The sequence below is a fragment of the Nonomuraea sp. NPDC003201 genome (assembly GCF_053590415.1).
This window is the reverse complement of record NZ_JBSFTC010000177.1, coordinates 1-23,056: the sequence shown is the minus strand read 5'-3', so window position 1 is coordinate 23,056 and position 23,056 is coordinate 1. Positions and strand designations below refer to the sequence as shown.

The 23,056-nt window shown below is 72.3% G+C and carries 21 protein-coding genes; 7 read left to right on the top strand and 14 right to left on the bottom strand.

Annotated features, from left to right (window positions below; translation table 11 throughout):
• Positions 1 to 42 precede the first annotated feature (42 nt).
• A complete protein-coding gene (locus tag ACWDX9_RS40230; RefSeq protein WP_449963945.1) occupies positions 43 to 564 on the bottom strand; it encodes a hypothetical protein in 522 nt (173 codons plus the stop codon).
• A gap of 415 nt (positions 565 to 979) precedes the next feature.
• Between ACWDX9_RS40230 and ACWDX9_RS40225 the strand changes: the two genes are divergently transcribed.
• Positions 980 to 1,441 carry an ATP-binding protein gene (locus ACWDX9_RS40225; protein ID WP_449963943.1) on the top strand — a complete coding sequence of 154 codons (462 nt, stop codon included), beginning with the start codon at positions 980 to 982 and terminating at the stop codon, positions 1,439 to 1,441.
• Positions 1,442 to 1,493: 52 nt separating this feature from the next.
• On the opposite strand, the gene ACWDX9_RS40220 is transcribed toward ACWDX9_RS40225, so the two are convergent.
• Positions 1,494 to 2,897: an MFS transporter gene (locus ACWDX9_RS40220; RefSeq protein ID WP_449963940.1), complete on the bottom strand. Its 1,404-nt coding sequence runs from the start codon at positions 2,895 to 2,897 to the stop codon at positions 1,494 to 1,496.
• 81 nt (positions 2,898 to 2,978) lie between these two features.
• Here ACWDX9_RS40220 and ACWDX9_RS40215 point away from each other — a divergent pair, with 81 nt between their 5' ends.
• Positions 2,979 to 3,449, top strand: coding sequence for a winged helix-turn-helix transcriptional regulator (locus ACWDX9_RS40215; RefSeq protein WP_449963938.1), 471 nt, complete (start codon positions 2,979 to 2,981; stop codon positions 3,447 to 3,449).
• A 15-nt stretch (positions 3,450 to 3,464) separates the two neighbouring features.
• Here ACWDX9_RS40215 and ACWDX9_RS40210 read toward each other — a convergent pair whose 3' ends face one another.
• The 10 genes from ACWDX9_RS40210 to ACWDX9_RS40165 all read right to left on the bottom strand — a co-directional run bounded on the left by ACWDX9_RS40210 (position 3,465) and on the right by ACWDX9_RS40165 (position 14,731).
• Complete coding sequence (locus tag ACWDX9_RS40210; RefSeq protein WP_449963935.1) at positions 3,465 to 5,180, bottom strand: hypothetical protein; 1,716 nt, start codon at positions 5,178 to 5,180, stop codon at positions 3,465 to 3,467.
• A 6-nt stretch (positions 5,181 to 5,186) separates the two neighbouring features.
• Positions 5,187 to 5,858, bottom strand: coding sequence for a polysaccharide deacetylase family protein (locus ACWDX9_RS40205; RefSeq protein WP_449963932.1), 672 nt, complete (start codon positions 5,856 to 5,858; stop codon positions 5,187 to 5,189).
• A gap of 65 nt (positions 5,859 to 5,923) precedes the next feature.
• Positions 5,924 to 6,622 carry a class I SAM-dependent methyltransferase gene (locus ACWDX9_RS40200; RefSeq protein ID WP_350731117.1) on the bottom strand — a complete coding sequence of 233 codons (699 nt, stop codon included), beginning with the start codon at positions 6,620 to 6,622 and terminating at the stop codon, positions 5,924 to 5,926.
• 3 nt (positions 6,623 to 6,625) lie between these two features.
• Positions 6,626 to 7,837 carry a glycosyltransferase gene (locus tag ACWDX9_RS40195; protein ID WP_449963930.1) on the bottom strand — a complete coding sequence of 404 codons (1,212 nt, stop codon included), beginning with the start codon at positions 7,835 to 7,837 and terminating at the stop codon, positions 6,626 to 6,628.
• Between the two features lie 109 nt (positions 7,838 to 7,946).
• A complete protein-coding gene (locus tag ACWDX9_RS40190) occupies positions 7,947 to 10,118 on the bottom strand; it encodes a hypothetical protein (RefSeq protein WP_449963928.1) in 2,172 nt (723 codons plus the stop codon).
• Positions 10,115 to 11,335, bottom strand: coding sequence for an acyl-CoA reductase (locus ACWDX9_RS40185; protein WP_397371306.1), 1,221 nt, complete (start codon positions 11,333 to 11,335; stop codon positions 10,115 to 10,117). Before ACWDX9_RS40185 ends, ACWDX9_RS40190 begins: the two co-directional genes overlap by 4 nt.
• Positions 11,335 to 12,360, bottom strand: coding sequence for a LuxE/PaaK family acyltransferase (locus tag ACWDX9_RS40180; RefSeq protein WP_449963925.1), 1,026 nt, complete (start codon positions 12,358 to 12,360; stop codon positions 11,335 to 11,337). The genes ACWDX9_RS40185 and ACWDX9_RS40180 overlap by 1 nt, the downstream gene beginning before the upstream one ends.
• An 82-nt stretch (positions 12,361 to 12,442) precedes the next feature.
• Complete coding sequence (locus ACWDX9_RS40175; RefSeq protein ID WP_350731127.1) at positions 12,443 to 13,750, bottom strand: AMP-binding protein; 1,308 nt, start codon at positions 13,748 to 13,750, stop codon at positions 12,443 to 12,445.
• Entirely contained in the window at positions 13,750 to 14,508 is a 759-nt protein-coding gene (locus ACWDX9_RS40170) for an SDR family NAD(P)-dependent oxidoreductase (protein WP_449963921.1), read from the bottom strand. Before ACWDX9_RS40170 ends, ACWDX9_RS40175 begins: the two co-directional genes overlap by 1 nt.
• Positions 14,483 to 14,731: an acyl carrier protein gene (locus ACWDX9_RS40165; protein ID WP_350731131.1), complete on the bottom strand. Its 249-nt coding sequence runs from the start codon at positions 14,729 to 14,731 to the stop codon at positions 14,483 to 14,485. Before ACWDX9_RS40165 ends, ACWDX9_RS40170 begins: the two co-directional genes overlap by 26 nt.
• 162 nt (positions 14,732 to 14,893) lie before the next feature.
• On the opposite strand from ACWDX9_RS40165, the gene ACWDX9_RS40160 reads away from it, so the two are divergent.
• From ACWDX9_RS40160 to ACWDX9_RS40150, 3 genes are read left to right on the top strand one after another with little or no spacing between them, the layout of a single operon-like run.
• Entirely contained in the window at positions 14,894 to 15,730 is an 837-nt protein-coding gene (locus ACWDX9_RS40160; RefSeq protein ID WP_449963918.1) for a hypothetical protein, read from the top strand.
• Positions 15,706 to 17,343, top strand: a complete 1,638-nt coding sequence (locus tag ACWDX9_RS40155) for a hypothetical protein (RefSeq protein ID WP_449963916.1) — start codon at positions 15,706 to 15,708, stop codon at positions 17,341 to 17,343. Before ACWDX9_RS40160 ends, ACWDX9_RS40155 begins: the two co-directional genes overlap by 25 nt.
• 45 nt (positions 17,344 to 17,388) lie before the next feature.
• A complete protein-coding gene (locus ACWDX9_RS40150) occupies positions 17,389 to 19,275 on the top strand; it encodes a glycosyltransferase family 2 protein (RefSeq protein ID WP_449963913.1) in 1,887 nt (628 codons plus the stop codon).
• On the opposite strand, the gene ACWDX9_RS40145 is transcribed toward ACWDX9_RS40150, so the two are convergent.
• Entirely contained in the window at positions 19,272 to 20,396 is a 1,125-nt protein-coding gene (locus ACWDX9_RS40145; RefSeq protein ID WP_449963911.1) for a DegT/DnrJ/EryC1/StrS family aminotransferase, read from the bottom strand. The genes ACWDX9_RS40150 and ACWDX9_RS40145 overlap by 4 nt on opposite strands.
• A complete protein-coding gene (pseB, locus tag ACWDX9_RS40140; RefSeq protein WP_355190366.1) occupies positions 20,396 to 21,373 on the bottom strand; it encodes a UDP-N-acetylglucosamine 4,6-dehydratase (inverting) in 978 nt (325 codons plus the stop codon). The genes ACWDX9_RS40145 and pseB overlap by 1 nt, the downstream gene beginning before the upstream one ends.
• A gap of 104 nt (positions 21,374 to 21,477) precedes the next feature.
• Between pseB and ACWDX9_RS40135 the strand changes: the two genes are divergently transcribed.
• Entirely contained in the window at positions 21,478 to 22,206 is a 729-nt protein-coding gene (locus ACWDX9_RS40135) for a cytidylyltransferase domain-containing protein (protein WP_449963908.1), read from the top strand.
• Positions 22,203 to 23,056 (top strand): PseG/SpsG family protein (locus tag ACWDX9_RS40130; protein WP_449963906.1); only part of this gene is annotated, 854 nt, incomplete at its 3' end. The genes ACWDX9_RS40135 and ACWDX9_RS40130, both read left to right, overlap by 4 nt.

Genomic DNA, 23,056 nt, shown 5'->3' with positions numbered 1-23,056 from the left:
CGCGCGGGATCCCGCCCGCGCGGCGCGTTCGTGTGTCCCGGCTCAGGCGCTGATCAACGCCACCAGGACGAGGATCGAACCACCCATCACCACCGTGTGCCGGACGTTCTGCAGACCCGGCATCACCCAGCTCGGGAAGCCGCTCTCGGCCGCCTTCAGCAGCGCCGGCACGTCGACGCGCCGGAGCATCGGGTCGCCCTTGCGCTCGAAGGCCTTCCGCACGGACGTGGCGGCGGTCAGCTGGCTGTAGAGGATGAGGACGTTGCCGACGAGCACGAGCGGCTGGAAGACCCAGGACAGGACCTGCCCCCAGTGGTTTCCCATCAGGTTGAGGACGGCCAGGACCGTCATGATCAGCGCGACCGTGGCGGGCACGATGGTCTCGTGGCCACTGGCGTCGAAGCTGATGTTGTTCTCTTTCAGGATGCGGGCGGGGACGCCCTGGCGCTCCAGCTCCCGCACCGCGGCGACCCCTGCCTGACGGCCGTAGCGGTGGCGTACGAGGGGGATGCTCACGAAGCCGAGAGCGACGAGCAGCTGCAGAACGGCGGCGAAGGTCATCATGGCGGGGGCTCCTCATCGGGGGTGCTTCTCGATGAGGAAGACGATGCCGACCACCGCTGCTCCCGGGCTGACCGCCCGCTGTCACGGCCCCGCCGTCACGTATCAGCGACATCCCGCTCGGCGGAGTGACGCCGGCCCATCAGGACGACGGCGCGGACGGCCAGGCCGTCCGGAGCGTCCCTGGGGCCGTGCCACACCGGCACCCGGAGCCCCACCGTGCCCTGGAACCCCTGACGTGCAGCCCCGTAGGTACCTACGTAGTCCGGGATAGGTGCCTATATGGGGATTTTTCACCTCTTCTCCACGTAGCTCACCGAGGCATTCTCGTGGTGTGAGCAATTCACGCTCACCTGAAGAAGAGGACCGGAGGGAACCGGACGGCAGCCACCTCAGCTGCCACCCGGGATGCAGGGTGATGAACAGCGTTACGCGGACCACCAGCCACAGCCCGGCAACACGCCGCACGGCTTCGTGGTGGCTGACGCCTGACCTCAGCTCGGTGCGTACCGCCCGCCGGCTGACCCGCGACAAGCTGACCGACTGGGGCTTCGACGACCAGATCGAAGTCGCGGAGCTCCTCGTCAGCGAACTGGTCGCCAACGCGCTGGACCACGCCCACGGACAGGTCCACCTCGGCTTCTCCGCCGAGAACGGCCTGCTGCGCTGCGAAGTCGAAGACGAGAACCCCCAGCTGCCCACCATGCGCACCGTCGGCCTCGACGCCGAGCGCGGACGCGGGCTCTTCCTGGTCGACATGCTCTCCGGCTCCTGGGGCGGTACCCCCACTCCCCGCGGCAAGGCCATCTGGTTCGAACTCCCGGCATTCACCGAAGCCGAAGCCGACTCCTACGAGGCCCTCACCCCGATGGCAGCCTGAGAAACAGACAGGCCGGTTCCACGTGGGAACCGGCCTGTCCGAGGCGGGGCGGTCAGGCGGACACCGCCACCGGCTCCCGGTCCCTGGCGGGCTTGGGGAGCAGCGTGAGCGCCGCCGCCAGGCCGACCGCGGCCAGCAAGGTCGAGCCCAGGAACGCCATCCGGTAGCCCGAGACCAGCGCCTCCGGCGCGGGGGAGCCGCCCGTGACGCCGGCCGCGACGGCCACCAGCACCGCGATGCCGACCGAGATGCCCACCTGCGTCGTCACGTTGAACAGGCCCGACACCATCCCCGACTCCTCCGGCGAGGCGTCCGAGGTGGCGGCGACGGTCACCGCGCCGACCAGCAGGCCGAAGCCGAAGCCGGCCAGCAGCTCGGCGGGAAGCAGGACCAGCAGGTAGTCGCTCTGCACCCCCACCCGCAGGTAGAGCGCCGCGCCCACCAGGATGAAGGCCATGCCGGCGGCCGTCGTCGTGCGCAGGCCGTACCTGGTGAGCACGCGTCCGCCGAGGAACGAGGCGGTCAGCGCGATCGTAGCGGGGATCGCCAGCGTCGACAGGCCCGACAGGGTAGCGCTGTAGCCGAGCACGAGCTGGGTGTAGAGGCTGAGCAGGAAGGCCACCGGCTGCATCGCCATGGCCACCAGGAACATGATCACGTTGCCGGCGCGGAGCGTGCGCCTGCGGAAGACGTTCAGGGGGACGAGCGGGTTGGCCGAGCGGTGCTCGATGGCGAGGAAGGCGACGATGAGGGCGATCGCGACGGCGCCGACGCCGAGCGTCCTGGCCGAGGTCCAGCCCGCCTCCGCCGCGTCCACCAGGGCGTAGATGAGCAGGCCCAGCCCGGCGGTCGAGGTGACGGCGCCGGCCACGTCGAAGCCGCGGGTCCGTTCGGCGGAGCGTGCGGCGGGCAGCAGCACGAGTGCCAGCGCGGCGACGCCCAGCCCGATGGGCGCGTTCACCAGGAACACGGATCGCCAGCCGAACAAGTCGGTGAGCAGCCCACCGAGCACCAGCCCGGCCGAGGCGCCCATGCCGCCGACGGCGCCCCACAGGCCCATCGCCTTGTTGAGCGCCGGGTCGCCCTTGAAGATCGTCATCACCAGTGACATCCCGGCGGGCGCCACCAGCGCGCTGGCCAGCCCCTGCACCGCCCGTACGGCGATCAGCAGCACGCCGGACGCGGCCACGCCGCCGATCAGGGACACCGCGCCGAACAGCAGCATCCCGGCGATGAAGATCCGGCGCCTGCCCACGTAGTCGGACAGCCGCCCGCCGAGCAGCAGCAACCCGCCGAACACCAGCGAGTACGCCGTCGTCGTCCACGACAGGTCCTGGGCGTTCATGCCCAGCTCACGACCCATGTGCGGCATCGCGATGCCCACGATCGTGGAATCCAGGATCAGTACGAACTGGGTGGTGGCCAGTAGTGAGAACGCGGCCCATTTGTTCTTCATGACCAAGTCTTCCTAGGGGAACGATTTGTAACAGTGGCCATGATGTGTGACCATCGAGGTCAACCGGAAGAAGGCACTTTCATGTCCCAGAGGAACACCGCTGTACCAGAGCAGCTCAGGACGTTGGACGACGCGCAGGCGATGATCGAGCAGGGCTTCTGCCCCATCCCGCCGCGCGAGATCCTGGACAAGATCGCCGGGAAGTGGGCCATCCAGATCGTCGTGGTGACCGCTCGCGGGCCGAGGAGGTTCACGGAGCTGGAGCGGGAGATCGAGGGCATCAGCCGCCGCATGCTCACCCTCACCCTGCGCAATCTGGAGCGCGACGGGCTGCTGGAGCGCACGGTCTATCCGACGGTGCCGCCCAAGGTCGAGTACCAGGCCACGCCGATGGCGCTGGAGCTGTACGAGGCCATGCTGACGCTCACCAACTGGTCGCGGAAGCACAGCGCGTGCGTGGCCGCCTCCCGGGAGCGGTACGACGCCCGCCAGGCCTCGGAGGAGACGCCGGGCTTCGTACCCGCTCCGGGACGCTTCCCCGCCACCGTCTGACCCCGCCCCGCCGGCCTACTCGCGATCGCCCTCCCGCCCAAGCGCCCCCGTCCCACCCGGCTCATTCGGGGCTCCTGGTTCGCTCGGCGCACCCGGCCCGCTCGGCCCGCTCGGCTGAGGGTCCGGCGTTGCGAGCTCCGAGAGCGACGCCGCACGAGCCGCGCGCTCACCCGGCTCGGACCCGTGGCCCGCAGCCCCGTGAGCCGTGGGCTGGTCCGCTGATGGCGCATCCGGCGCGGCGGCTGAAGGGTCGTCGGGCTCGGGTGTGCCGGGCTGCGTCAACGGGGGCCGGGGCTCGGCGGGCTTGCGGCGGAGTGCGCGCCCGACCCCCCGTACCGAAGCCACCACCAACCGCCCCACGCCCCCCAGCAGCAACGGCACCAGCAGCACCCCCACGAAGATGGGCGAGGCCATGTACCGGAAGTCCTGCGCCGAGATGTTGGCCAGCACCGTGAGCTGCTGCCCGGCCACCACGGCCGCCACCCCCAGCACGTACCGGTTCCGCAGCGCCAGCGCCCCCAGCGCCACCGCCAGGTACGACACGTACGCCCACAAAGCCCCCCGCCACAGCACCCAGTCGTACTGCGGCGCCAGCGCCCCGGTCAGCCACGGATCGGCCACCTGGTTCAGCTCCCACGACTGCGGCCGCAGCGAGTAGACCCACCGCCCCGGAAAGTCGGGCGCCTTGTTCGGCCCGACGTAGGTGTCGGCGTTGGGTCGCAGCGAGAACCGGTACGTCATCCCCCCGATGGCGAACTCGTCCTGCACGGGCCGCCACGCGATCGCCCCACGGCACAGCCGGGTGTCGATGATCATGCGGGGTTCGGAGATCAGCAGCCGTTTCCACAGGTCGAGCAGCTCGGAGGCGTGCGCGTCGGCCTGTGGCCAGCTGAAGTCCCGCCGCCAGATCAGCGGGTTGATCGTGTAGCAGGTCCCGCCGTCCCACCACCGCGTCAGCGGTGCCACGGTGGCCATCAACGCCTTGTCCTGCTCGGTGAACAGCTCGGGACGGTCCCGGTACGCCACCGCGATGTCGCCGAAGGCCGTGTGGTACACGTACGTCTTGGCCGGGGCCATGATGCCGAACTGCGGGAAGACGAGGTTCGTGAGCACGAGCGGCAGGGCCGCGGCGAAGGTGCCGGCGAGCAGCAGCCGTACGCGCATGGTCGTGACGATCACCAGCAGCGCGAGGACGGCGACGCCCACGACGAGGAAGCCGTTCGCCCGGAAGAGCCCCAACGCCGTGAAGAGCAGCCCGAGCCCGACCAGCGTGGGCACGGTGACGGCGCGTCTGGCCGCGATCCGGGCGCACACGCCCGCGACGGCGATCGCGCAGATCGTGAACGGCACGTCCTTCCACAGCGTCACCGAGAACGCGCCCACGGGTGGCGCCAGCGGCATGAGCATCGCCACGAGCGTGGTCGGCAGGCGTGGCGCGCCGAGCGCCTTGAGCGACTGCGCCAGGTACGTCAGCGCCGCCGCCATGGCGGTGGTCTGCGCGAACGTGACCGCGCCCAGGTCACCCGTCTTGGTGAAGCTCAGCGACAGCAGCGCGTCGTAGAGCACCGAGTGGTCGCTCACCCAGGGGCCGACGACGGTGTGGCTGAGGTAGAGGACCGAGTCGCGGCTGAACAGGCCGGGGTAGAAGGCCGCCCACCAGCAGGCGAGGACGGCCTGAATGATCAGAAAGGTCGGGATCGCGACCCACGGCCTTGGCTTCGCGGTGCCCATGGCCCGTCAGGGGTAGCTCACTCCGGGCTCGGGTTTCTTGCCGCGTAGCAGGGTCGGCACCGTGACGAGGTGGTAGCCCTGCTTCTTGAGCTCCTTGAGGATGGAGGGCATGGCCTTCACGGTCGCCGGGACCGTGTCGTGCATGAGAATCACTCCGTCGCGCTTGGCCAGCCTGAGCACGGCGGCCTTGATCTTCTTGGCGTCACGCAGCTTCCAGTCGAGCGTCGTGCCGGTCCAGAGCACCTGCGCGAGCTCCACCTGGTCGGCCAGGCCCAGCACGCGGTCGTCGGTGTGCCCGTACGGCGGGCGGAACATCGCCGGCCGCAGCCCCGTGGCCTGCTGGATGGCGTCCTGCGTGGTCTTGAGCTCGTCGAGGATCTGGTCGTCGAGCAGTGTCGGCAGGGAGGCGTGCGACCAGGTGTGGTTGCCGATCGCGTGTCCCTGCGCCAGCGTCTGCCTGGCGATCTGCGGCCGCCGCTCCACCTGCTTGCCGACCAGGAAGAACGTGGCCTTGACCCCCTCCTGCTTGAGAAGCTTGAGCAGGGTCGGGGTGCCCTCGCCCGGACCGTCGTCGAACGTCAGCGCCAGGCACTTGACCCGGTCACAGTCGACCGTCGCCGCCTGGGCGGGCAGCGAGGTCGTGGCCAGCACGGCCGCCAGCAGGGCATGAATCACCACGGATCACAGCCTAAAGCCAATGCGCGCACACCGTGGAACACCCCCACGTCTCGGTCTGAACACGCTCATCTCCCGAGCCGGGCCCGCAAAAACAGCGTGACGCCCTTGAGCGACTTGACCGGCAGATATCGCTCGGCCCGCACGACCGCCGACAGCCCCGCGTTGACCAGGAGCGGCATCTTCCGCAGGTCGCTGCCCCTGGACCGGCGCCGGTGCCGGGCGACGAGAGGACGGAGCAGCACGTTCCAGCTCCAGACGCGATCGACCTTCAGCCCCGCCTGCTCCACCACCACGGTCAGCGATTCGCGGGCGTAGCGGCGCACGTGCCCGACCGCGTCGTCGTGGGCCGACCACAGCGCCATGTCGCACGGGACCGCGATCAGCGCGTGCCCGCCGGGCGCCAGCACCCTGGCGATCTCCTCCACGACCAGGTGGTCCTCGCGAACGTGCTCCAGCACGTCGAACGCGGTCACCAGGTCCAGGCTCCCCGGCTCGAACGGCAGCGCCCGCGCGTCGGCGCGCACGGCCTTGAGCCCGCGTTGCCTGGCCACCTCGACCGCCGTCGCGCACGAGTCCGTCGCGGTCGCCTCCCAGCCCGCCTCGACCAGCACTCTGGTGTTCCCGCCGCCGGCGGCGCCGATGTCCAGCGCCCGCCCGGGACGGCCCAGCCCGCGCAGCTCCCTGCGCAGGATGGCCCGGCGCTCGCGGTACCACCAGTGGCGGTCCTCGAGCGCGATCAGGCGGCGGATCTCAGTGGTTTCCATCGATCAGTTCCTCGTACGGGAGAAGACCCAGCGGTCCAGGGCGGTGAAGCGGATCAAGGTGAGCAGGCAGTACGTGCCGGCGACCGCGCCGACCTCCGCCAGCCGCCCGGTGCCACGGGGCAGCGCGAGCACGGCCATGGTGGTGAGGGCGTAGTTGGCCAGGAAGAGCGTCGCCGCCCGCACGTGCATGGCGGTGCGCCGGTGGAATGTCCAGCGGCGGTTCGCCTCGGCGCCGACGACTCCGGTGAGGACGAGCGCGGCGAAATTCGTCATTACCGGCGACCAGATATCGCGCAGCGGCAGATAAATGAGCGCGTACAGAATTGCGGAAACAATGCCGATCACGGCGAACGACGTGAATTTCGCCAGCGTCACCGCGCGGGGCCGCGCCACGACCGCGTCCGGATGCGTGGGCGTCAGCTCGGACCGCGCCACCTCGACGCGGGCCCGGCCCATCGACATCGACCAGGCGACCCTGGCCAGCCCCTTCAGGTCGTCGACGGCCGTCCTGGCGATCTTCACGCGCGAGTCGGTGTCCTCGATCCAGTCCACCGGCACCTCGTGCACGCGCAGGCCGTTGTGCTCGGCCAGCAGGAGCAGCTCGGTGTCGAAGAACCACGAGTCGTCCTCGACCTTGGCCATCAGCGGCCTGACCACGTCGGCCCTGGCCGCCTTGAAGCCGCACTGGGCGTCGCTGAAGCGGACCCCGAAGCCGTACCTGAGCAGGGCGTTGTAGCCGCGCGACACCACCTCGCGGCGCAGCGAGCGGCGGGTGCGCGCGCCGCGCGCGAGCCGCGTGCCGATGGCGATCTCGGAGTGGCCGCCGGCCACCGAGGCGACCAGCGGGAACAGGGCGCCGAGGCCGGTGGACAGGTCGACGTCCATGTACGCCACGATGTCGGCCGGGCTGTCCTGCCAGGCCGCGCGCAGCGCCGCGCCCCGGCCCCGGATGTCGAGCCTGCGGACGTGTACGCGCTCGAACTGCCCGGCCAGCTCGTTGGCGACCGGCCAGGTGGCGTCGGTGCTGCCGTTGTCGACGATCGTGATGCGCCACGGCAGCGGGAAGCCGTCGCCGAGGAAGCGGGCCAGCGTGCGGACGCAGCCGGGCAGGGCGCGTTCCTCGTTGAGCACGGGGATGACGATGTCGACGCTCGCCAGCCGGGCCGTGGTGTCGAGAACGCGGGGGCTCGGCTCCGTCGCGGCACGCGTTTTCATGGGAGTTCCTGATCCTGATCGGTTGCCGTACGTCCACGGAAATGCTCCTGGGGCCGTCCAGCGTGGCGCGGGCCGTTTCTCCGCAGCATTCCGTGAGGGGGAGAGACTTTTACCGGGCGGTGAGCCGGTAAACGGAGAAGGACGAATTGCGGAAGCGCAGTCGCGCGTATTTCCCCAATTCCGGGTTCATCCCGGTGAAGAGCCACTTGACGCCGTAGACCTCGGCGAGGCGCCGGACGTTCTCCGCCGTGGGCGCCCGGAAGACCGCGTCGTTCGCCGCCAGCCGTACGGGATCCGCGAACGGCACCTCGAGATACGGCGAGACGAACAGCTCGGCCCGCGACAGCGTGCTCTCCGCGTACGCCCACCCCTCGACCAGCACCCGCCGCTCGGTGAACCCCGACACCCAGTAGTGCCGGCTGTCGCACCCGGGTGCTTCGACGGGGCGGCAGTGCAGGTCGGTGGCCACCACGTCGCCGGGCGAGGAGTGCGCACGCAACCACCGCCCCGCCCTCAGCGCCCCCGCGGGGATCTCCGTCTCGCGGCCCTCCGGCACCACCCGCAGGACCAGCTCGCGCGCGGAGGCCGGCACCGCGTACCCCGCCAGCAGCGCAACCACCGCCAGCACGGTCCCGCGCCGCCACACCAGCACCGCCGCCGCCACCACCCCGAGCACGAGGTACGGCACCACCACCCGCACCGCCGCGTCCCCGGGCACCACGATCCACGTGGCGAGCAGCGCGACCCCCGCCCCCGCCGCGACCACGGCCCACGGCACCCGCCGCCCGGCCACCCCGCACACCGCGGCGACCGACAGGTAGGGCCGGACGCTCTCCAGGAAGTAGAGCTGCGAGTCCGACGGATGCCCGAGCAGCACCGCCGCGCCGATCCCCGCCGCCCCCATGCCGAGCAGCAGCGACATGGACGGCTCCAGCGCCCGCCGGCCCAGCGCCACCACCCCGCCCCACACGCAGAGCAGGCAGAACAGGTGCACGACGGTCAGGACCAGCAACGGCGTCACCGGCACAGCGGCCAGCTCGGGCGCCGCCACACCCGTCACCAGCCCCCAGAGCCCCCGCATCGTCGCGAACGGCGCGATCGTCGTCCCCTGGGACCCCTGTCTGAACACCACGAACTGCGCGACCAGCAGGCACGCCAGCGTGATCCCGGCCGCGCCCAGCCATGCGCCCGGCACCCGCCGCTCCACCGCCCACCGCACGGTCGCCACGACCAGCAGCCCCGCGAGCAGCAACGGCAGGAACGTGGCCTTCGCCCCGGTCAGCGCCAGCAGCAGCACGACCAGCGCCGCCCAGCACCGCCGCCCGCCGGTCAGCAGCAGCACCACGGGGGCGAACAGCAGCGCCCCGAACGTCTGCGTCGGGCTGGCCCAGGCGGTGAACATCGGCCGCGTCGTGAAGACCACGTCCTCCCGAAGGACCGGCCCGATCAGGAAGTACGCGACCCCGGCCGCCGCGACCCCGGCGCCCCAGCTCCCGCCCAGCCGCCGCCCGAGCACCGCCACCAGCACGACCATGGCCGCCGTCATCGGCAGCGTGGCCAGCCGGTAGACCAGCGTCACCGGCTCGATCCCGGTCACCCAGCTGGTGGCGGCCAGCTCGGCGTAGACGAACCAGTGGTAGGAGAGCCGCTCGCCCAGCACGGACGGCAGCGTGGGCGGCACGTGGTGCTTGACCTCGCCGACCAGCGCCAGGTGGTAGGGCAGGTCCACGTACGCGGCGGAGAGCGGCACGCGGTAGAGGTTGAGCGTGCTCCACGCGATCAGGTAGGCGACGACCCCCGCCAGCGCCCACGCGCACCACGCGGGCATGCGCTCTCTGGCGGTCCCGCCCGCCGACGCGCACCGCGCGGGCATTGGCTCCCTGGCGGTCCCGCCCCGCCAGTGCCGCCGCAGCCGGGGCACGCAGGCGAACGCGCAGAGCACCCCCGCGGACGGCACCAGCACGAGCAGCGGCACCCCGGCAGCCCTGGCCGGGAGGTAGGCCAGGACCTCGACCGCGTACCCCATCGCCAGCCCCGCCGCGACGTCCTCGGCCGTCGACCTCCCGCCGCCGGTCAGCGCCCGCCACAGCAGCGTCCCCGGCAGCATCACCCCGGCCCCGAGGTAGGCCGCGAAAACGGCCAGGTCGCGGGCGGAGACCCCGCACCACAGGAACACGACCGCCGCACCGGCGCACACGACCCCCGCGGGCACCCACCCGAGCCACGGCCCGGACGACGCCGGCCGCCGGTCAGGCGAGGCCGCGGGGGGCGCGAACGTCATCTGATCACGGTCACCAGTCGCGTGAACTCGGCCGGGAGATCGAACCCGTCCCACACCCGATGGAAGCTCAGCGCGCTCCCGATCGGCACCATGCGATCGACCCCGCGCCCGCCCAGCTCCCTGGCCAGCCGCTCCAGCTCGGCCCTGGCGAACCCGAAGTGCGTCATCGTCTGGTCCCGCCGCTCGACCAGCGAGCCCAGCTCGGCCAGCGACCCGAGCCTGGCGTGCGCGAAGGTGCCGGCGCCCAGCCACTGCCTGGGCGCGGCGGCGGCGGCCGACAGCGTGACGTTGGCCAGCGCGTTGCCCCGGAACTCGATGCTCTCCGCCAGCCCGTCGGCGGCCAGGCCGTAGGTGGAGACCCGCTTCTCCACGGCCATCGCGGCGTCGACTCCCCACCCCCGGACCGTGACCACGCGCGACACGTGCTCGCAGAAGTCGGCCCGCGCCGTGTCGCAGTCGCCCTCCGCGCCCACCCAGAACACCGTCCTGGGCGAGGAGCAGGCGGCCTGGTCGAACCAGTAGGTGTCGTTGACGAAGCCCTCGGCCACGGTGACCCGCGCGGCCCTGGGCGCGCACAGCCAGGCCGCCGCCCCCACGACGGCGAACGAGGAGCGGTCGGGGAAGACCAGGTCGCGGGCGTGCGGGGCGAGTGAGTGCCGCCGCATCTCCTGCACGGTGCGGTCGCCGCCCCACACCACCCGCAGGTCGCAGGCGGCGGAGAGCGCGGCGGTGACGGAGTCGCTGCGGCCGTAGGAGACGATGCGCTGGGTCGCCGCGATGACGGGGTCGGCGTCGGCCAGCGCGTCGTGCAGCGTCTCCAGGATGACCTCGGCGACCGCGCCGGAGCGCGGCGAGAGGCGCACGATGTTGCGGTTTCCCATCAGGGCCGACAGGGCCCAGGAGTAGACGAAGACGGTGTCGACGTTGGCGGGCGGGATGTGGAAGACCATGCCGCGCGGGACGCGTACGTGCTCGTTGGCGAGGCCGTCGACGGTGCGGGCCAGCTCGCTGGGGCGCAGGAAGAAGCCGAGCGAGCCCAGCTCGGGGTGGCGCCGCGCCAGCGCGGGCCGCAGCAGCCGCTTGCCGAAGCCCGAGAGGAACTCGCGCACCCGCTCGTCGCCCACGTCGAGCCCGCCGCGCAGCTCACCCAGCAGGTCCTCGGCGGACACCGGCGCGGCGGCGGGGAAGCGCACGTCGAGCTTCGGGTCGTCCAGCATCAGCCCCGCCCCATGGTGTCGCTGCAGCCGCGCGCCTCGGCCCTGGGCAGCCTGCCCAGCACCTCGAACCGCTTGCCCGGCCAGCACCCGTCGTCGACGCCACGCACCACGCCCAGGTCCTCGGTCAGCAGGACGTGGCCCGGGTAGGACGTGGGCAGCGTGCTGACGACCTCGATCAGCCCCGGCTCGCCGACGGGGACCTCCTGCCAGGTCTCCGGGTCGCGGACCACGACATCGGCGAAGTCGGGGCAGTAGAGCCCGTCGCCGTCGGGCCCCTCCAGGAAGACGGTCCCGATCTGCTCGACCATCCCGTAGAAGTTGTGCACCCGGGTCAGCCCGCACTCGGCCGCCAGCCGCCGCCGGAACTCGGCGTTGTCGACCGCCTGCTTGGCCAGCCGCTTCCACCCGCCGGAGTGGACCAGCACCCCCTGCGACAGGTCCGCCCCGAGGTCGCGCAGGTGGAGCCAGACCATGAACGTGAACCCGAAGATCAGGAACCGCTCGCCGCCGTAGCGCGCCAGGAACCCCTTGACCGCCTCGGCGTCCACCCGGCCCCGCTCGTCGAGCACGAACGTGTGGTCCCTGCCGAAGTTCATCATCCCGAGCACCCCGGCCCCGCGGGCGCTCAGGGTGGGGTCGCGGACGACCGAGCGGCTGTCCACGACCAGCATCGGCAGCCGCCGCCCGCCCAGCACCTCCCTGAGCGTGGCCGCCAGCATCCGCGGCTGCGTCGCGGCGGCCTCGCGGTCGAGGTAGACCCGGCTCGGCCGCTGCCCGGTGGTCCCGCTGGAGGTCAGCACCCTGAACACCTGGTCCTCGGGCACGCTGCGCAGCTCGTGCGTCTTGAACAGCCGCACCGGCAGCCAGGGCAGGTCCGCGAGCCGCTCGTACGGGGGGCCGGCCTGAATGGCGTCGAGCACCCGCCGGTAGGGGGCGCACGCCCGCCGATGCCGCTCGGTCAGCGCCGCCAGCTCGCCCACCAGCGCCGCCTCCCGCTGGGGCTCCGCCAGACTGAAAACGCTCATCCGCCACCCTCCGCCCGATCGGGGACGCCGGAGAGCCCGGCGCGCCGCGCCGGGCGACCGCCCGCGGAGCGTGGCGGGGCCGTCATGTGCGGGACTCCAGGGCGCGGTAGTCGATCTTGCCGGTGGCCAGGAGCGGGAGGCTGTCGACGGCGCGCACGTCGAACCCGCTCCAATGGACCCGCAGCTCGGCGCCCAGCTTGCGGGCCAGGCCCGCGCGGCCGGCCGCGTCGAGGCCCTCGGCCCACACCGTCACGCGGTCGTCGCCGCTGGTCGCCGCCACCGGGACGGAGCCGCGCAGCAGGCGTTCGACGTCGTCGAGGTTGACCCGCACGCCGAAGATCTTGGCGATGCGTTTCAGCCGCCCGGTGAGGTAGAGGAAGCCCTCGGAGTCGAGCCGGCCCAGGTCGCCGGTGCGCAGCACCCCGCCCAGGTCGTCGCCCCTGGCCAGGTCGGCGGCCGTCTCGGCGTAGCCCATCATGACGTTGGGCCCGTGGTAGACGACCTCGCCCTCGTCGACGGTCAGCCGCCCGCCGGGGATGGCCGGCCCGGCGGAGCCCGGTTTGTCGGCCAGCCGGTCGGGAGGCAGGACGGCGATCCGGGCCGTGGCCTCCGTCTGCCCGTACATCACGAAGAACCGGTCGGCCTGGCCCGCGAACTCCTGCACCAGGTCCTGGCCGAGCCGCCCGCCGGCCTGCGTGAGCGTGGCGAGCGCGGGGTGCTCGGAGCGGTCGTAACGCAGCCGCCGCAGCATCTCGTACTGGTAGGGGACGGCGGCCAGCGACGTGCACCGGTGGGCGTCCAGATGGGTCCAGAACGACCGCTCCAGCAGCCCCGCCTCCGTCAGCATCACCGTCGCCCCGACGATCAGGTGGCTGTTGAGCACGGACAGCCCGTAGCTGTAGTGGAGCGGCAGGCTGGTGGGCGCGATCTCGTCGGGGACGATGGCCAGGGCCGTGGCGATGGCGGTGGCGTTGGCCAGCACGGCCTGGCGCGACAGGCGTACGAGCTTGGGGTTGCCGGTCGAGCCCGAGGTGGCGAGGAGCACGGCGAGGTCGGGATGCGGCTCGGGCACGTCTCGGCGCGGCGGCGGCGAGCCGTCGGCCGCGTGCGTGAACCCGAGCAGCGCCGCCGGCCTGAACCGGCCCACCAGCTCGGCCAGCGCGCCGGGAGCCAGGTCGGGGTCGAGCAGCGCGATCGGCCGGCCCGACCGCCAGGCGGCGAGGTAGCGCAGGACGGACGTGAGGTTGTTGCGCATGCCGCAGAACAGCGGCCCGGGCCGCAACCGGGTCAGGGCCTCCGCGGTGCGCGCGACGTGGCCGGCCAGCTCGTCGCCGCCGAGGCCCGCCGCCTCTCCCGCGACGACGAGCCGGGCCTGTGGGTGCGGGAACATCACAGCACCAGCCCGCCGTCGACGCCGATGACCTGGCCGGTGACGAAACCCGCGTCGGGCGAGAGCAGGAACGCGGTCACGCGGGCGACGTCGGCGGGCGTGCCGAGCCGCCCGAGCGGGGTCGCGGCGACCGTGGCCACCCGGCTCTCCTTGTCGAGCGTGGCGAGCATGTCGGTCTGGATGTAGCCGGGGGCCACGGCGTTGATCCGGATCCCGGCCGGCCCCAGCTCCTTGGCGGCGGCCTTGGTGAGGCCGATCACGGACGCCTTGGTGGCGGAGTAGACCGCCTGGCCCGCGCCGCCCATGCGGCCCATCACCGAGGCGACCAGGACCACCGCGGGGAAGCTGCCCCGCCGCAGCAGCCTGAGCGCGGACTGCAGCGTGTACGTCGCGCCGACCGCGTTGACCTGGAAGAGCCGTTGGACCGTGTCGTGGTGGGCCATGCCGAGCGGACCGGCCGCGTGGATGCCGGCATTGATCACGAGGGCGTCGAGGCGGCCGTGGCGCTGGTAGATCTGCCGCATCACGGCCGAGACGGCGGCGGGGTCGCCGACGTCGCAGGCGACCGAGTCGGTCACCCCGCCGGTCTCCTCCGCGACCTCGGCGGCGGCCTTCGCGGCGCGCTCCTCGCCGCGGCCGTGGAGCACCACGTCGTGGCCCGCCCCGGCCAGCGTGACCGCCACGGCCCGGCCGATGCCCGCCGTCGAGCCGGTGACCAGGACGACCCTGGGCTCAGCCGGCGGCGGCGCCGACGCCATGCTTCTCCAGCAGCCCGGCCGCCTTGGCGAACGAGCTCATGTCGATCATCTCGTCAGTGTCGATCATGACGGAGAACTCGTCCTCCATCGCGGCGATCAACGCCATGTGGGCCAGCGAGTCCCACTGGGGGATGGCGCGGTATTCGAGCCCGTCGACGTAGGTGTCGGCCGGAAGGTTGAGCGCGCTGCGGAAGACGGCCCGCAGGCGGTCGAGATGACTCATGATCACTCACTCTCTGTCCTCAAGCCACGACGTAGTGTAGCGGGAATTGCGCGCCAGGAGAAAACCAAGGCCCCCTCTCGGGTAATGGAACCGTATAACGAGGCGTGGCACCCGTTGAGGACTGGGAATGTCGGACGGGACACGGTCCACCGTACGGGGGGAATGATGGACGAATCCAATCACTGGTACGGGCACTCTCGCATAATCGGCCGATACTGCGGCCTGTCGGATGAGACGCCGAAACGCATCCAGGGCTTCCTTCAGCACGGATGGAACTATCTCCACGGATTTCCGCCCAACGACCACTGGTGCAGCCCTGGATATCCCCGTTTCATCTGGTCTGACGTGCTACGTCGCCGAGGCTGGTCGATGGGCCGCAGGGGACACTACCTCATCGGCGCGCCGTGGATATACCTCCTTCATCTGGAGCCTGAGCTGGGCGTGGTCCCTGAACGCAAGGGTACGATCTGGTATCCCTTTCATGGCTGGGAAAAGCATTCCGTCAGTGGTGACCATGCCCGGTTGGCCGACGAAATCCGAAATGTCGAGACCGGTCCGGTCACGGTCTGCCTTTATTGGCTGGAATTCGCGAATCCGGACATTCGGCGAGCGTACGAATCGAGGGGATTCCGGGTCACCTGCCATGGCGAGCGCGGCTCCCGGTGGGAGGGAAAGGGACGCGACTTCCTGCGCAAGCAGCTGGTCCAGTTGCGACGCCACCGCAGGGTGGCCTCCAACCGGCTCGGCAGCGCGCTGTTCTACGGCGCCTCGGTGGGATGCGAGGTGGCGGTGTACGGGGATCCGATGCAGTTCGAGGACGAGCGTCCCGAGTACGGAGGGACGGCGCGCCGCATGCGGCTCTGGCCGGAGCTGCACGGCACGCGCGTCGACACCGAGCTGGCGTCGGAGGTGGCGCGGCGCGAGCTGGGATTCGAGTATCAGGCGACACCGGAGGAGCTACGGCGAATGTTCGGATGGAAACGGGGGGCGCGCACGTGATCACGGGGGAGGCGCCCGAGAACGTTCGGTTGATCGGCGGGGAGATGCTGCTGTGGTCCGACATGTCCAACATGGGCGGCATAACGGACTGGCGGGGGACGGCACTGGAGCTGGTCGGCCGGCTCGTCCCCGACAGCGGCAGGGTGCTGCTGGTCGGCCCGCATCCGCAGGTGCTGGTGGACGACGTGGTCGCGCGGGCCCCGTCGGCGGCCGTGCTGCTGCGCTCCTACCCTGACGCCTGTGCCCTGGGCGAACGGCACCCGGGGCTGGCGGTGTTCTGCGGGCGGCTGGAGGTGTTCGCCGCGGAGCAGCCGTACGACCTGGTGCTGGCCCTCGACGGGCTGCTGCGCACGCACTCCGCGGAGGCTTCGGCGGCGGCGTGGAGCGAGTCGCTGGCGGCGCTGGCCGAGCTGGTCGCGCCCGGGGGGCGGCTGGTGCTCGGCGTACGCAACGACCTGGGCGTCGATCGGTTCCTGGAGGCCAGGCCCGCGGACCGGGAGGGCGCCGACGACCAGTGGGCGCCGCACGGCTTCGACCCGAGCTACCCCAGCGGTCCGGAGGCGCTCGACCGCGGGCTGGAGTCGGCGGGGCTGCGCGTGCGGCGGTGCTACGCGGCGTATCCGGGCAGGCAGGCGCCCCGGGCGCTGCTGTCCCGCGAGGCGCTGGCCGCCGACCTGCCGGACGCCCTCACGTTCCCGCTGAGCGCGCGTGGCGGCGACCGCATGCTGGTGGCCGACCCGCTCCGGCTGACCCGCCTGGTGTTCCGGCACGGCCTGGGCGAGGAGCTCGCGCCGCTCTGGCTGGCCGTGGCCACCGCGGTACCGGAGAACGGGCCCGGCGACGACGACGTGGAGCTGCCGCTGGGGCTGGTCGAGGAGGGCTCCGCCCTGTACGAGCTCACCGCCGGCGGCGCCAGGCGGCTGCCGGACGGCGAGGAGCTGCCGATCCCGGCCGGCCGGGTCGTCGAGGAGATCCTCGTCGAGGCGTGCGCCCGCGAGGACGTCAGGACCGTGCGCGAGCTGCTGGCCCGGCTGGCCGAATGGCTGGAGGCGGGCGGCGACGTGACGGCCGCGACCGACAGCCTGGTGTACGACGGCGAGCGGTTCGCGGCCATCAGCCCCGCCGCCGAACCGTCCACCCCGCCCGGCCCGAAAGTCGTCCTGTGCCGGATCCTGTGGCGGTTCGCGGTCAGGCTACTGGCCGCCGGTCACCACCACCCGTGGCCGTGGCCGCTGGAGGCCGACCAGCTCGCGCTGACCCTGTGCGGCATGGCCGACCGTCCCTGCGACCAGGGTGACCTCGACCGTGCCCGCAAGCTGGACGTGGAGCTGGGCTGTCCCGCCGAGGTGGCGGAGCACGCGCCCACGTACCGGGATCTGCTGGGCGCCCGGGACCGCCTGGCCGACCAGCTCACCGCGGCGCTGGCCAGGATCTCGCGCCTGGAGACCAAGCTCTCCTACCGCGAACGCGAGCTGGTCAGGGCGAAGGCCAAGCTACGCAGGACCCAGCGCAAGGCCAGCGCCTTCCGCAGGACGCTCGGATACCGCCTCTCCCGCCGCCTGGCGCGCCCCGGCAAGGTCGCCCGCAAGGTCATCCGCCTCCTGTCCGGCTGACACAGCAAGGAACGCAGGCGCAGGACAACAGGAAGAGGAATAGGTGTGCCGGTTCTTTCGGTGATCGTTCCGTTCTACAACGTCGAGAAGTACATCGGACCCTGCCTGGATTCCATCGCCGCCCAGACGCTGGGCGATCTGGAGGTGATCTGCGTCGACGACGGCAGCGTCGACGGCGGCCCGGCGGTCGTCGAGGCCAGGCAGGCGGCCGACCGCCGGATAAGTCTCATCAGGCAGGACAACATGGGCGTGGGCCGCGCCCGCAACGTGGGCGTACGCCGGGCGACCGGCCGCTACCTGGCCTTCGTGGACGGTGACGACACCGTGCCGCGCGACGCGTTCAAACGCCTGGTGACCTCGCTCGAGTCCACCGGCTCCGACCTGGCCTGCGGCAACGTCATGCGGCTCTACCGCAACCTGCTCATGCCGTCGTGGGCCCACCGGGAGGCGTTCGCCAAGCCGGTGAAGAGCACCCACATCACCCGCCACCCGCTGCTGGTCCGCGACCGCATGCTGTGGAACAAGGTCTACCGCCGCTCCTTCTGGGAGCGCCTGGGCCTGAGCTTCCCCGAGCGCATGTACGAGGACCAGCCCGTCGCGATGGCGGCCCACGTGGGAGCGAGGTCGGTGGACGTGCTGGCCACGGTCGTCTACCACTGGCGGCAGCGCGACGAGCCGGGCAGCTCGATCACCCAGCGCTGCCTGGAGCCCGACAACCTGCGCGACCGCCTCCTGTCGGTGCTGGAGACCGCCTCCCTGCTGGGCCGCGGGGCGCCGGCGCTGAAGGCGGACTTCGACCGCGACACGCTGGACATCGACATGGCCGTCGCCGTGGAGGCCATGGCCGCCATGGGCACGACGGCGGACCCGGCCCTGCTCGACATGATCGTCCGCTACCTCGACGGCGTGTCGCGCGAGGCCTGGCACAGCATCCCGTTCGCGCAGCGCCTCCAGGCCCACCTGCTGCACCGTCGCCGCCTGGGCGAGCTGGCGTACGTGTTCACCCAGGACCGCTGCGGGCAGCTGCAGCCGCGCGTCGGCGCGGCCGGGCTGCTGCGCAGGCGCTGGTACGCCAGGCACCCGTCGATGCCGCCGCACCTGTCGGAGGTCTCCGGCGAGCTGGCCCTGGTCCCCCGGCTGGTCGACCTCGACTGGCGCGACAGCGTGCTCTGCGGCGCGGGCCGGGTGGCGGTGGGCCGGTTCGACGTGGGGGAGCTGCGCCGCATGCGGGTGCGGGTCTGGCTGGAGGAGCGCAGGACCGGCGCGACCATCCCGCTGTCCGACGAGGAGAGCGCGCCCACCTGGGAGAACGTGGTACAGGAGGACGGTGGCGCGCTGCCGGAGCACGCGTTCCCGTTCCGCTTCGCGTTCGACCCGGCCGTGCTGACATCCGCGCAGCTCGCCAGGCGCGGCCGCTGGGACCTGCGCGTGCAGCTCAGAGGGCATGGGCTGCGGCTGGACGGCCGGGTGGCCGGGCCGCGCTGGCTGCCGCCCCTGATTCCCGCGCCGAGGCGCAGGTCGGGCGTGTGGGTGGTGCCGATCCGCAGCGCCAAGGGCGCCTGGGGCCTGCGCCTGCGCAAGGCGCGGGCGGTCATCGGGGAGTGCCGGGTGGACGGCGGCGACCTGGTGTTCTCGGGGGAGATCACCGACATCGGCGACGGCGAGCCGGTGCTGCGGCTGCGGCGCAGGAGCGACGGCGAGGAGATGTACTTCCCGGTGACGCTGGCGGGGCGCGACTTCCACGCGCGGGTGCCGCTGGCCGACATCGACGAGAGTGTCGGCCACGAGTCGTGGTGGGAGGTCGTCATCGACCAGGGCACACCCATCCGCCCGCTGGTGCGGACCGGGCAGCGGCCGATCGCGACCGTCGCGGCCAGGCGCTTCCTCGTCGACCGGGGCGAGGACGGCTGCCTGCTGCTGGCGGAGCGCTAGCGCAGGATCGCCGCCAGGGTCTCCACGACCCGGTCCTGCTGGGCGTCGGTCAGGTCGGGGAACAGCGGCAGCGACAGCTCCTCGGCGTAGTACGCCTCCGCCCGCGGGCAGAGCCCGCGCCGGTAGCCGAGGTCCTCGAACACCGGGTGCCAGTACGCCGGCACGTAGTTGACCTGCACGCCGATGCCGGCGGCGCGCATGCGGTCGTAGACCTCGCGCCGCCGGCCGTCGCGGACCCTGACCGGGTAGAGGTGCCAGCTCGGCCGCACGTACGCGCGCTGCGCGGGCAGCCTCAGCCCCGGCACGTCGCGCAGCAGCACGTCGTAGCGCGCGACGAGCTCGCGACGCCGCTCGCGGAAGCCCTCCAGCCGCCGCAGCTGGCTGACACCCAGCGCGCACAGCACGTCGGGCAGCCGGTAGTTCAGCCCGAACTCGTGCACCTCCTGGTGCCACCCGCCCACGTCCGGCTCGCGCTGGTCGGCGGGCTCCCTGACCAGGCCGTGGTTCCTGAAGCGGGCGGCCCGCCGGAACCGCTCGGGGTCGGCCGCCGCCACCGCCCCGCCCTCCGCCGTGGTCACGGTCTTGGTCGGGAAGAACGAGAAGGTCGTCAGGTCGGCCAGCGCCCCCACGGGCCGGTCCTTGTACGCGGCCCCGATCGAGTGCGCCGAGTCGGCCATCAGCACCGCCCCGGCCGGGGCGGCGACCGCGCGCAGCTCGTCGTAGTCGGCGGGATGGCCCGCGTAGTCCACCGCCGTGACGACCCGCGTCCTGGGGGTGACCAGGGCGGCGACGGCGTCGGGGTCGAGGTTGCCCGTGTCGGGCTGCACGTCGGCGAAGACCACCCGCGCGCCCAGCAGCGCGGCCGCGGCGGCCGTGGCCACGAACGTCAGCGGCGAGGTGACCACCTCGTCGCCCGCCCGCACCTCGGCCGCCACGTAGGCGACGTGCAGCGCGGCCGTCCCCGACGTGACCGAGACGCACGGCACGCCGCCGGTCCAGCGGGCCAGCTCCGCCTCGAACCTGCCGACCGCGGGCCCGGTGGTCAGCCAGTCGCCGCGCAGCACCTCGGCGACCTCCTCGATGTCGGACTCGACGATCGACTGCCGTCCGTAGGGGAGCATCAGCGGGCCACCATGGCGCGCAGGTCGTCCACCGAGAGCCATTCGTCGTTGGTGTCGGAGCGGTAGGAGAAGCCCTCGGGCAGCGGCTCGCCGGTCTGCGGCGGCGTGTAGCCCCAGGTCGCGATCGTGGGCTGGACGATGTAGCGGTCGGCCAGGCGCAGCGTCCTGCGGCCGTCGTCCGGCCCGATCATCTCCTCGTGCAGCTTCTCGCCCGGCCTGATGCCGATCTCGTAGATCGGGCTGTTCGGCGCCAGCGCCTCGGCCAGGTCGGTGATGCGCATGCTCGGCAGGCGCGGCACGTAGAGCTCGCCGCCCCGCATCAGGTCGAACGAGTCCACCACGAACCGGACCGCCCGGTCGAGCGTGATCCAGAACCTGGTCATGCGCTTGTCGGTGATCGGCAGGCTGGCGCCCTGCTCGGCCAGGCGCAGGAAGAGCGGCACCACCGAGCCCCGGCTGCCGACGACGTTGCCGTAGCGGACGACGGAGAAGCGGGTCTCGTGGGCGGCGGCGTAGTGGTTGGCGGAGACGAAGAGCTTGTCGGCGACCAGCTTGGTGGCCCCGTACAGGTTGATCGGGCTGGAGGCCTTGTCGGTGGAGAGCGCGACCACCTTGCGCACGCCGCTGTCGATCGCGGCCTCCACCACGTTCTGTGACCCTGCGACGTTGGTGCGGACGTACTCGAACGGGTTGTACTCGGCCGTGTCCACCTGCTTCAGCGCGGCCGCGTGGACCACGTAGTCCACGCCGTGCATGGCGCGGGCCAGCCGGTCGCGATCCCTGACGTCGCCGATGAACCAGCGCAGGCGCTCGTCGTCGCCGAAGAGCTGCCTGGTCTCGTACTGCTTGAGCTCGTCGCGGGAGAAGACCACCAGGCGCCGCACCCCCAGCGAGTCGAGTGCGTTGCGGATGAACGCCTTGCCGAAGGACCCCGTTCCTCCGGTGATCAGAATCGACGATCCACTGAGAATGCTCACGTGGCCCCCTGGGTTCGCGCTTACGCGCAGTAGTCGTTCGAGCAGGTCGGTAGCATAGCGCGATCGATAAGCGACACACGGTCACACGGGGGATTGGGGCATCGGTGCGCATTGTCGGGATTGTTCAGGCGCGGATGGGCTCGACACGCCTGCCGGGCAAGGTGCTCAGGGAGCTGGGCGGCCGGTCGGTGCTGGAATGGGTGGTTCGCGCCGCCCGCGAGGCGGGCACGCTCGACGAGCTCGTGGTGGCCACCACGACGGAGCAGGCCGACGACGCGGTCGTGGCCGAGTGCCGCCGCCTCGGCGTGCCGTGGCACCGGGGCCCGGTGGACGACGTGCTGACGAGGTTCATGGAGGCGCTGGCGGGGCGGCGGTGGGACGCGATGATGCGGTTCACGGCGGACTGCCCGCTGCTGGACCCGGCCGTGATCAGGGAGGCGGCGCTGGTGTTCCGCGCCGTACGCGGGCTCGACTACCTGAGCACCGCTCTGACGCGGACGCTGCCGCGCGGGCTCGACGTGGAGATCGTGGGCAGGGGCGCGCTGGAGCGGGCCGACGCCGAGGCGGCCGACTTCCACCGCACCCACGTGACCTCCTACGTCTACTCGCATCCCGACGACGCGCGGCTGCTCGGGCTCGCCTACCAGCCGGTCGCCGGCGACCTGCGGGTGACGCTCGACACCGAGGACGACTGGCGGCTCATCACCCGGGTGGTGGACGGCCTCGGCGACCGGTGCGTGCCGTTCGGGACGCTGGTGAGCTGGCTGCGGGAGCGCCCCGAGGTCTGCGGGCTCAACGCCCACGTCCAGCAGAAGGAGCTGCAGGACGCGTGACCCGGGTCGGCTTCCGGTGTGACGCCGGGGTGCGCAGCGGGGTCGGCCACCTGGTGCGGTGCGTGGCGCTGGCCGAGGAGCTGCGCGCGCGGGGCGTCGAGGTGACCTTCCTCGGCGAGGTGCGCGGGTCCGCCTGGGCGCGGGCCCAGCTGCGCGAGCGCGGGCTCCCGCTGGTGCCCGCCCCCGAGGAGCCGGCCCGGCTGGCGGCGCTGGCCCGGGAGCTCCGGCTGGAAGCCGCGGTCCTCGACTCGTACGACCTGCCGGGGGGGACGGGGGCGGCGCTGCGGGGAGCGGGCCTGACCGTGCTGGCGATCGTGGACGGCGACCCGCTGGGCCAGGAGGCCGATCTCTACCTGGACCAGAACCTCGGCGCGGAGCGCCGCCCCTTCCCCGTGCCCGCCCGGCGCCTGGCCGGGGCGCGTTACGTGCTCCTGCGTGACAGCGTGCGCGGGCTCGGGCGGACACGGCCGGCGGGGCCGGTGCCGCGCGTGCTGTGCTTCTTCGGCGGCACCGACAGCGCCGGCGTGGCCCCCGCCTGGGCCGGGGCGCTCCTGGCGGCCGGGGTGCCGTTCGAGGCGACGGTCGTCAGCCCTGCGCCTTTCGAGGCGGGCGGGCCGATCGCCGTGGTCCCGCCGACGGACCGGCTGCCCGAGCTCATGGCCGGGGCCGACCTCGTCGTCACCGCCGCCGGCTCGGCCGTCTGGGAGCTGCTCCACCTCGGCGTCCCCACTGCCCTGACCTGGGTGGCGGACAACCAGCTCATCGGCTACGAGGAGCTCGTCGGCCGGGGCGTCGCGGCCGGGCTCGGGCGCGCGGCCGGCGCCGCGGCGGGGCGAGATCCGAATAGCAC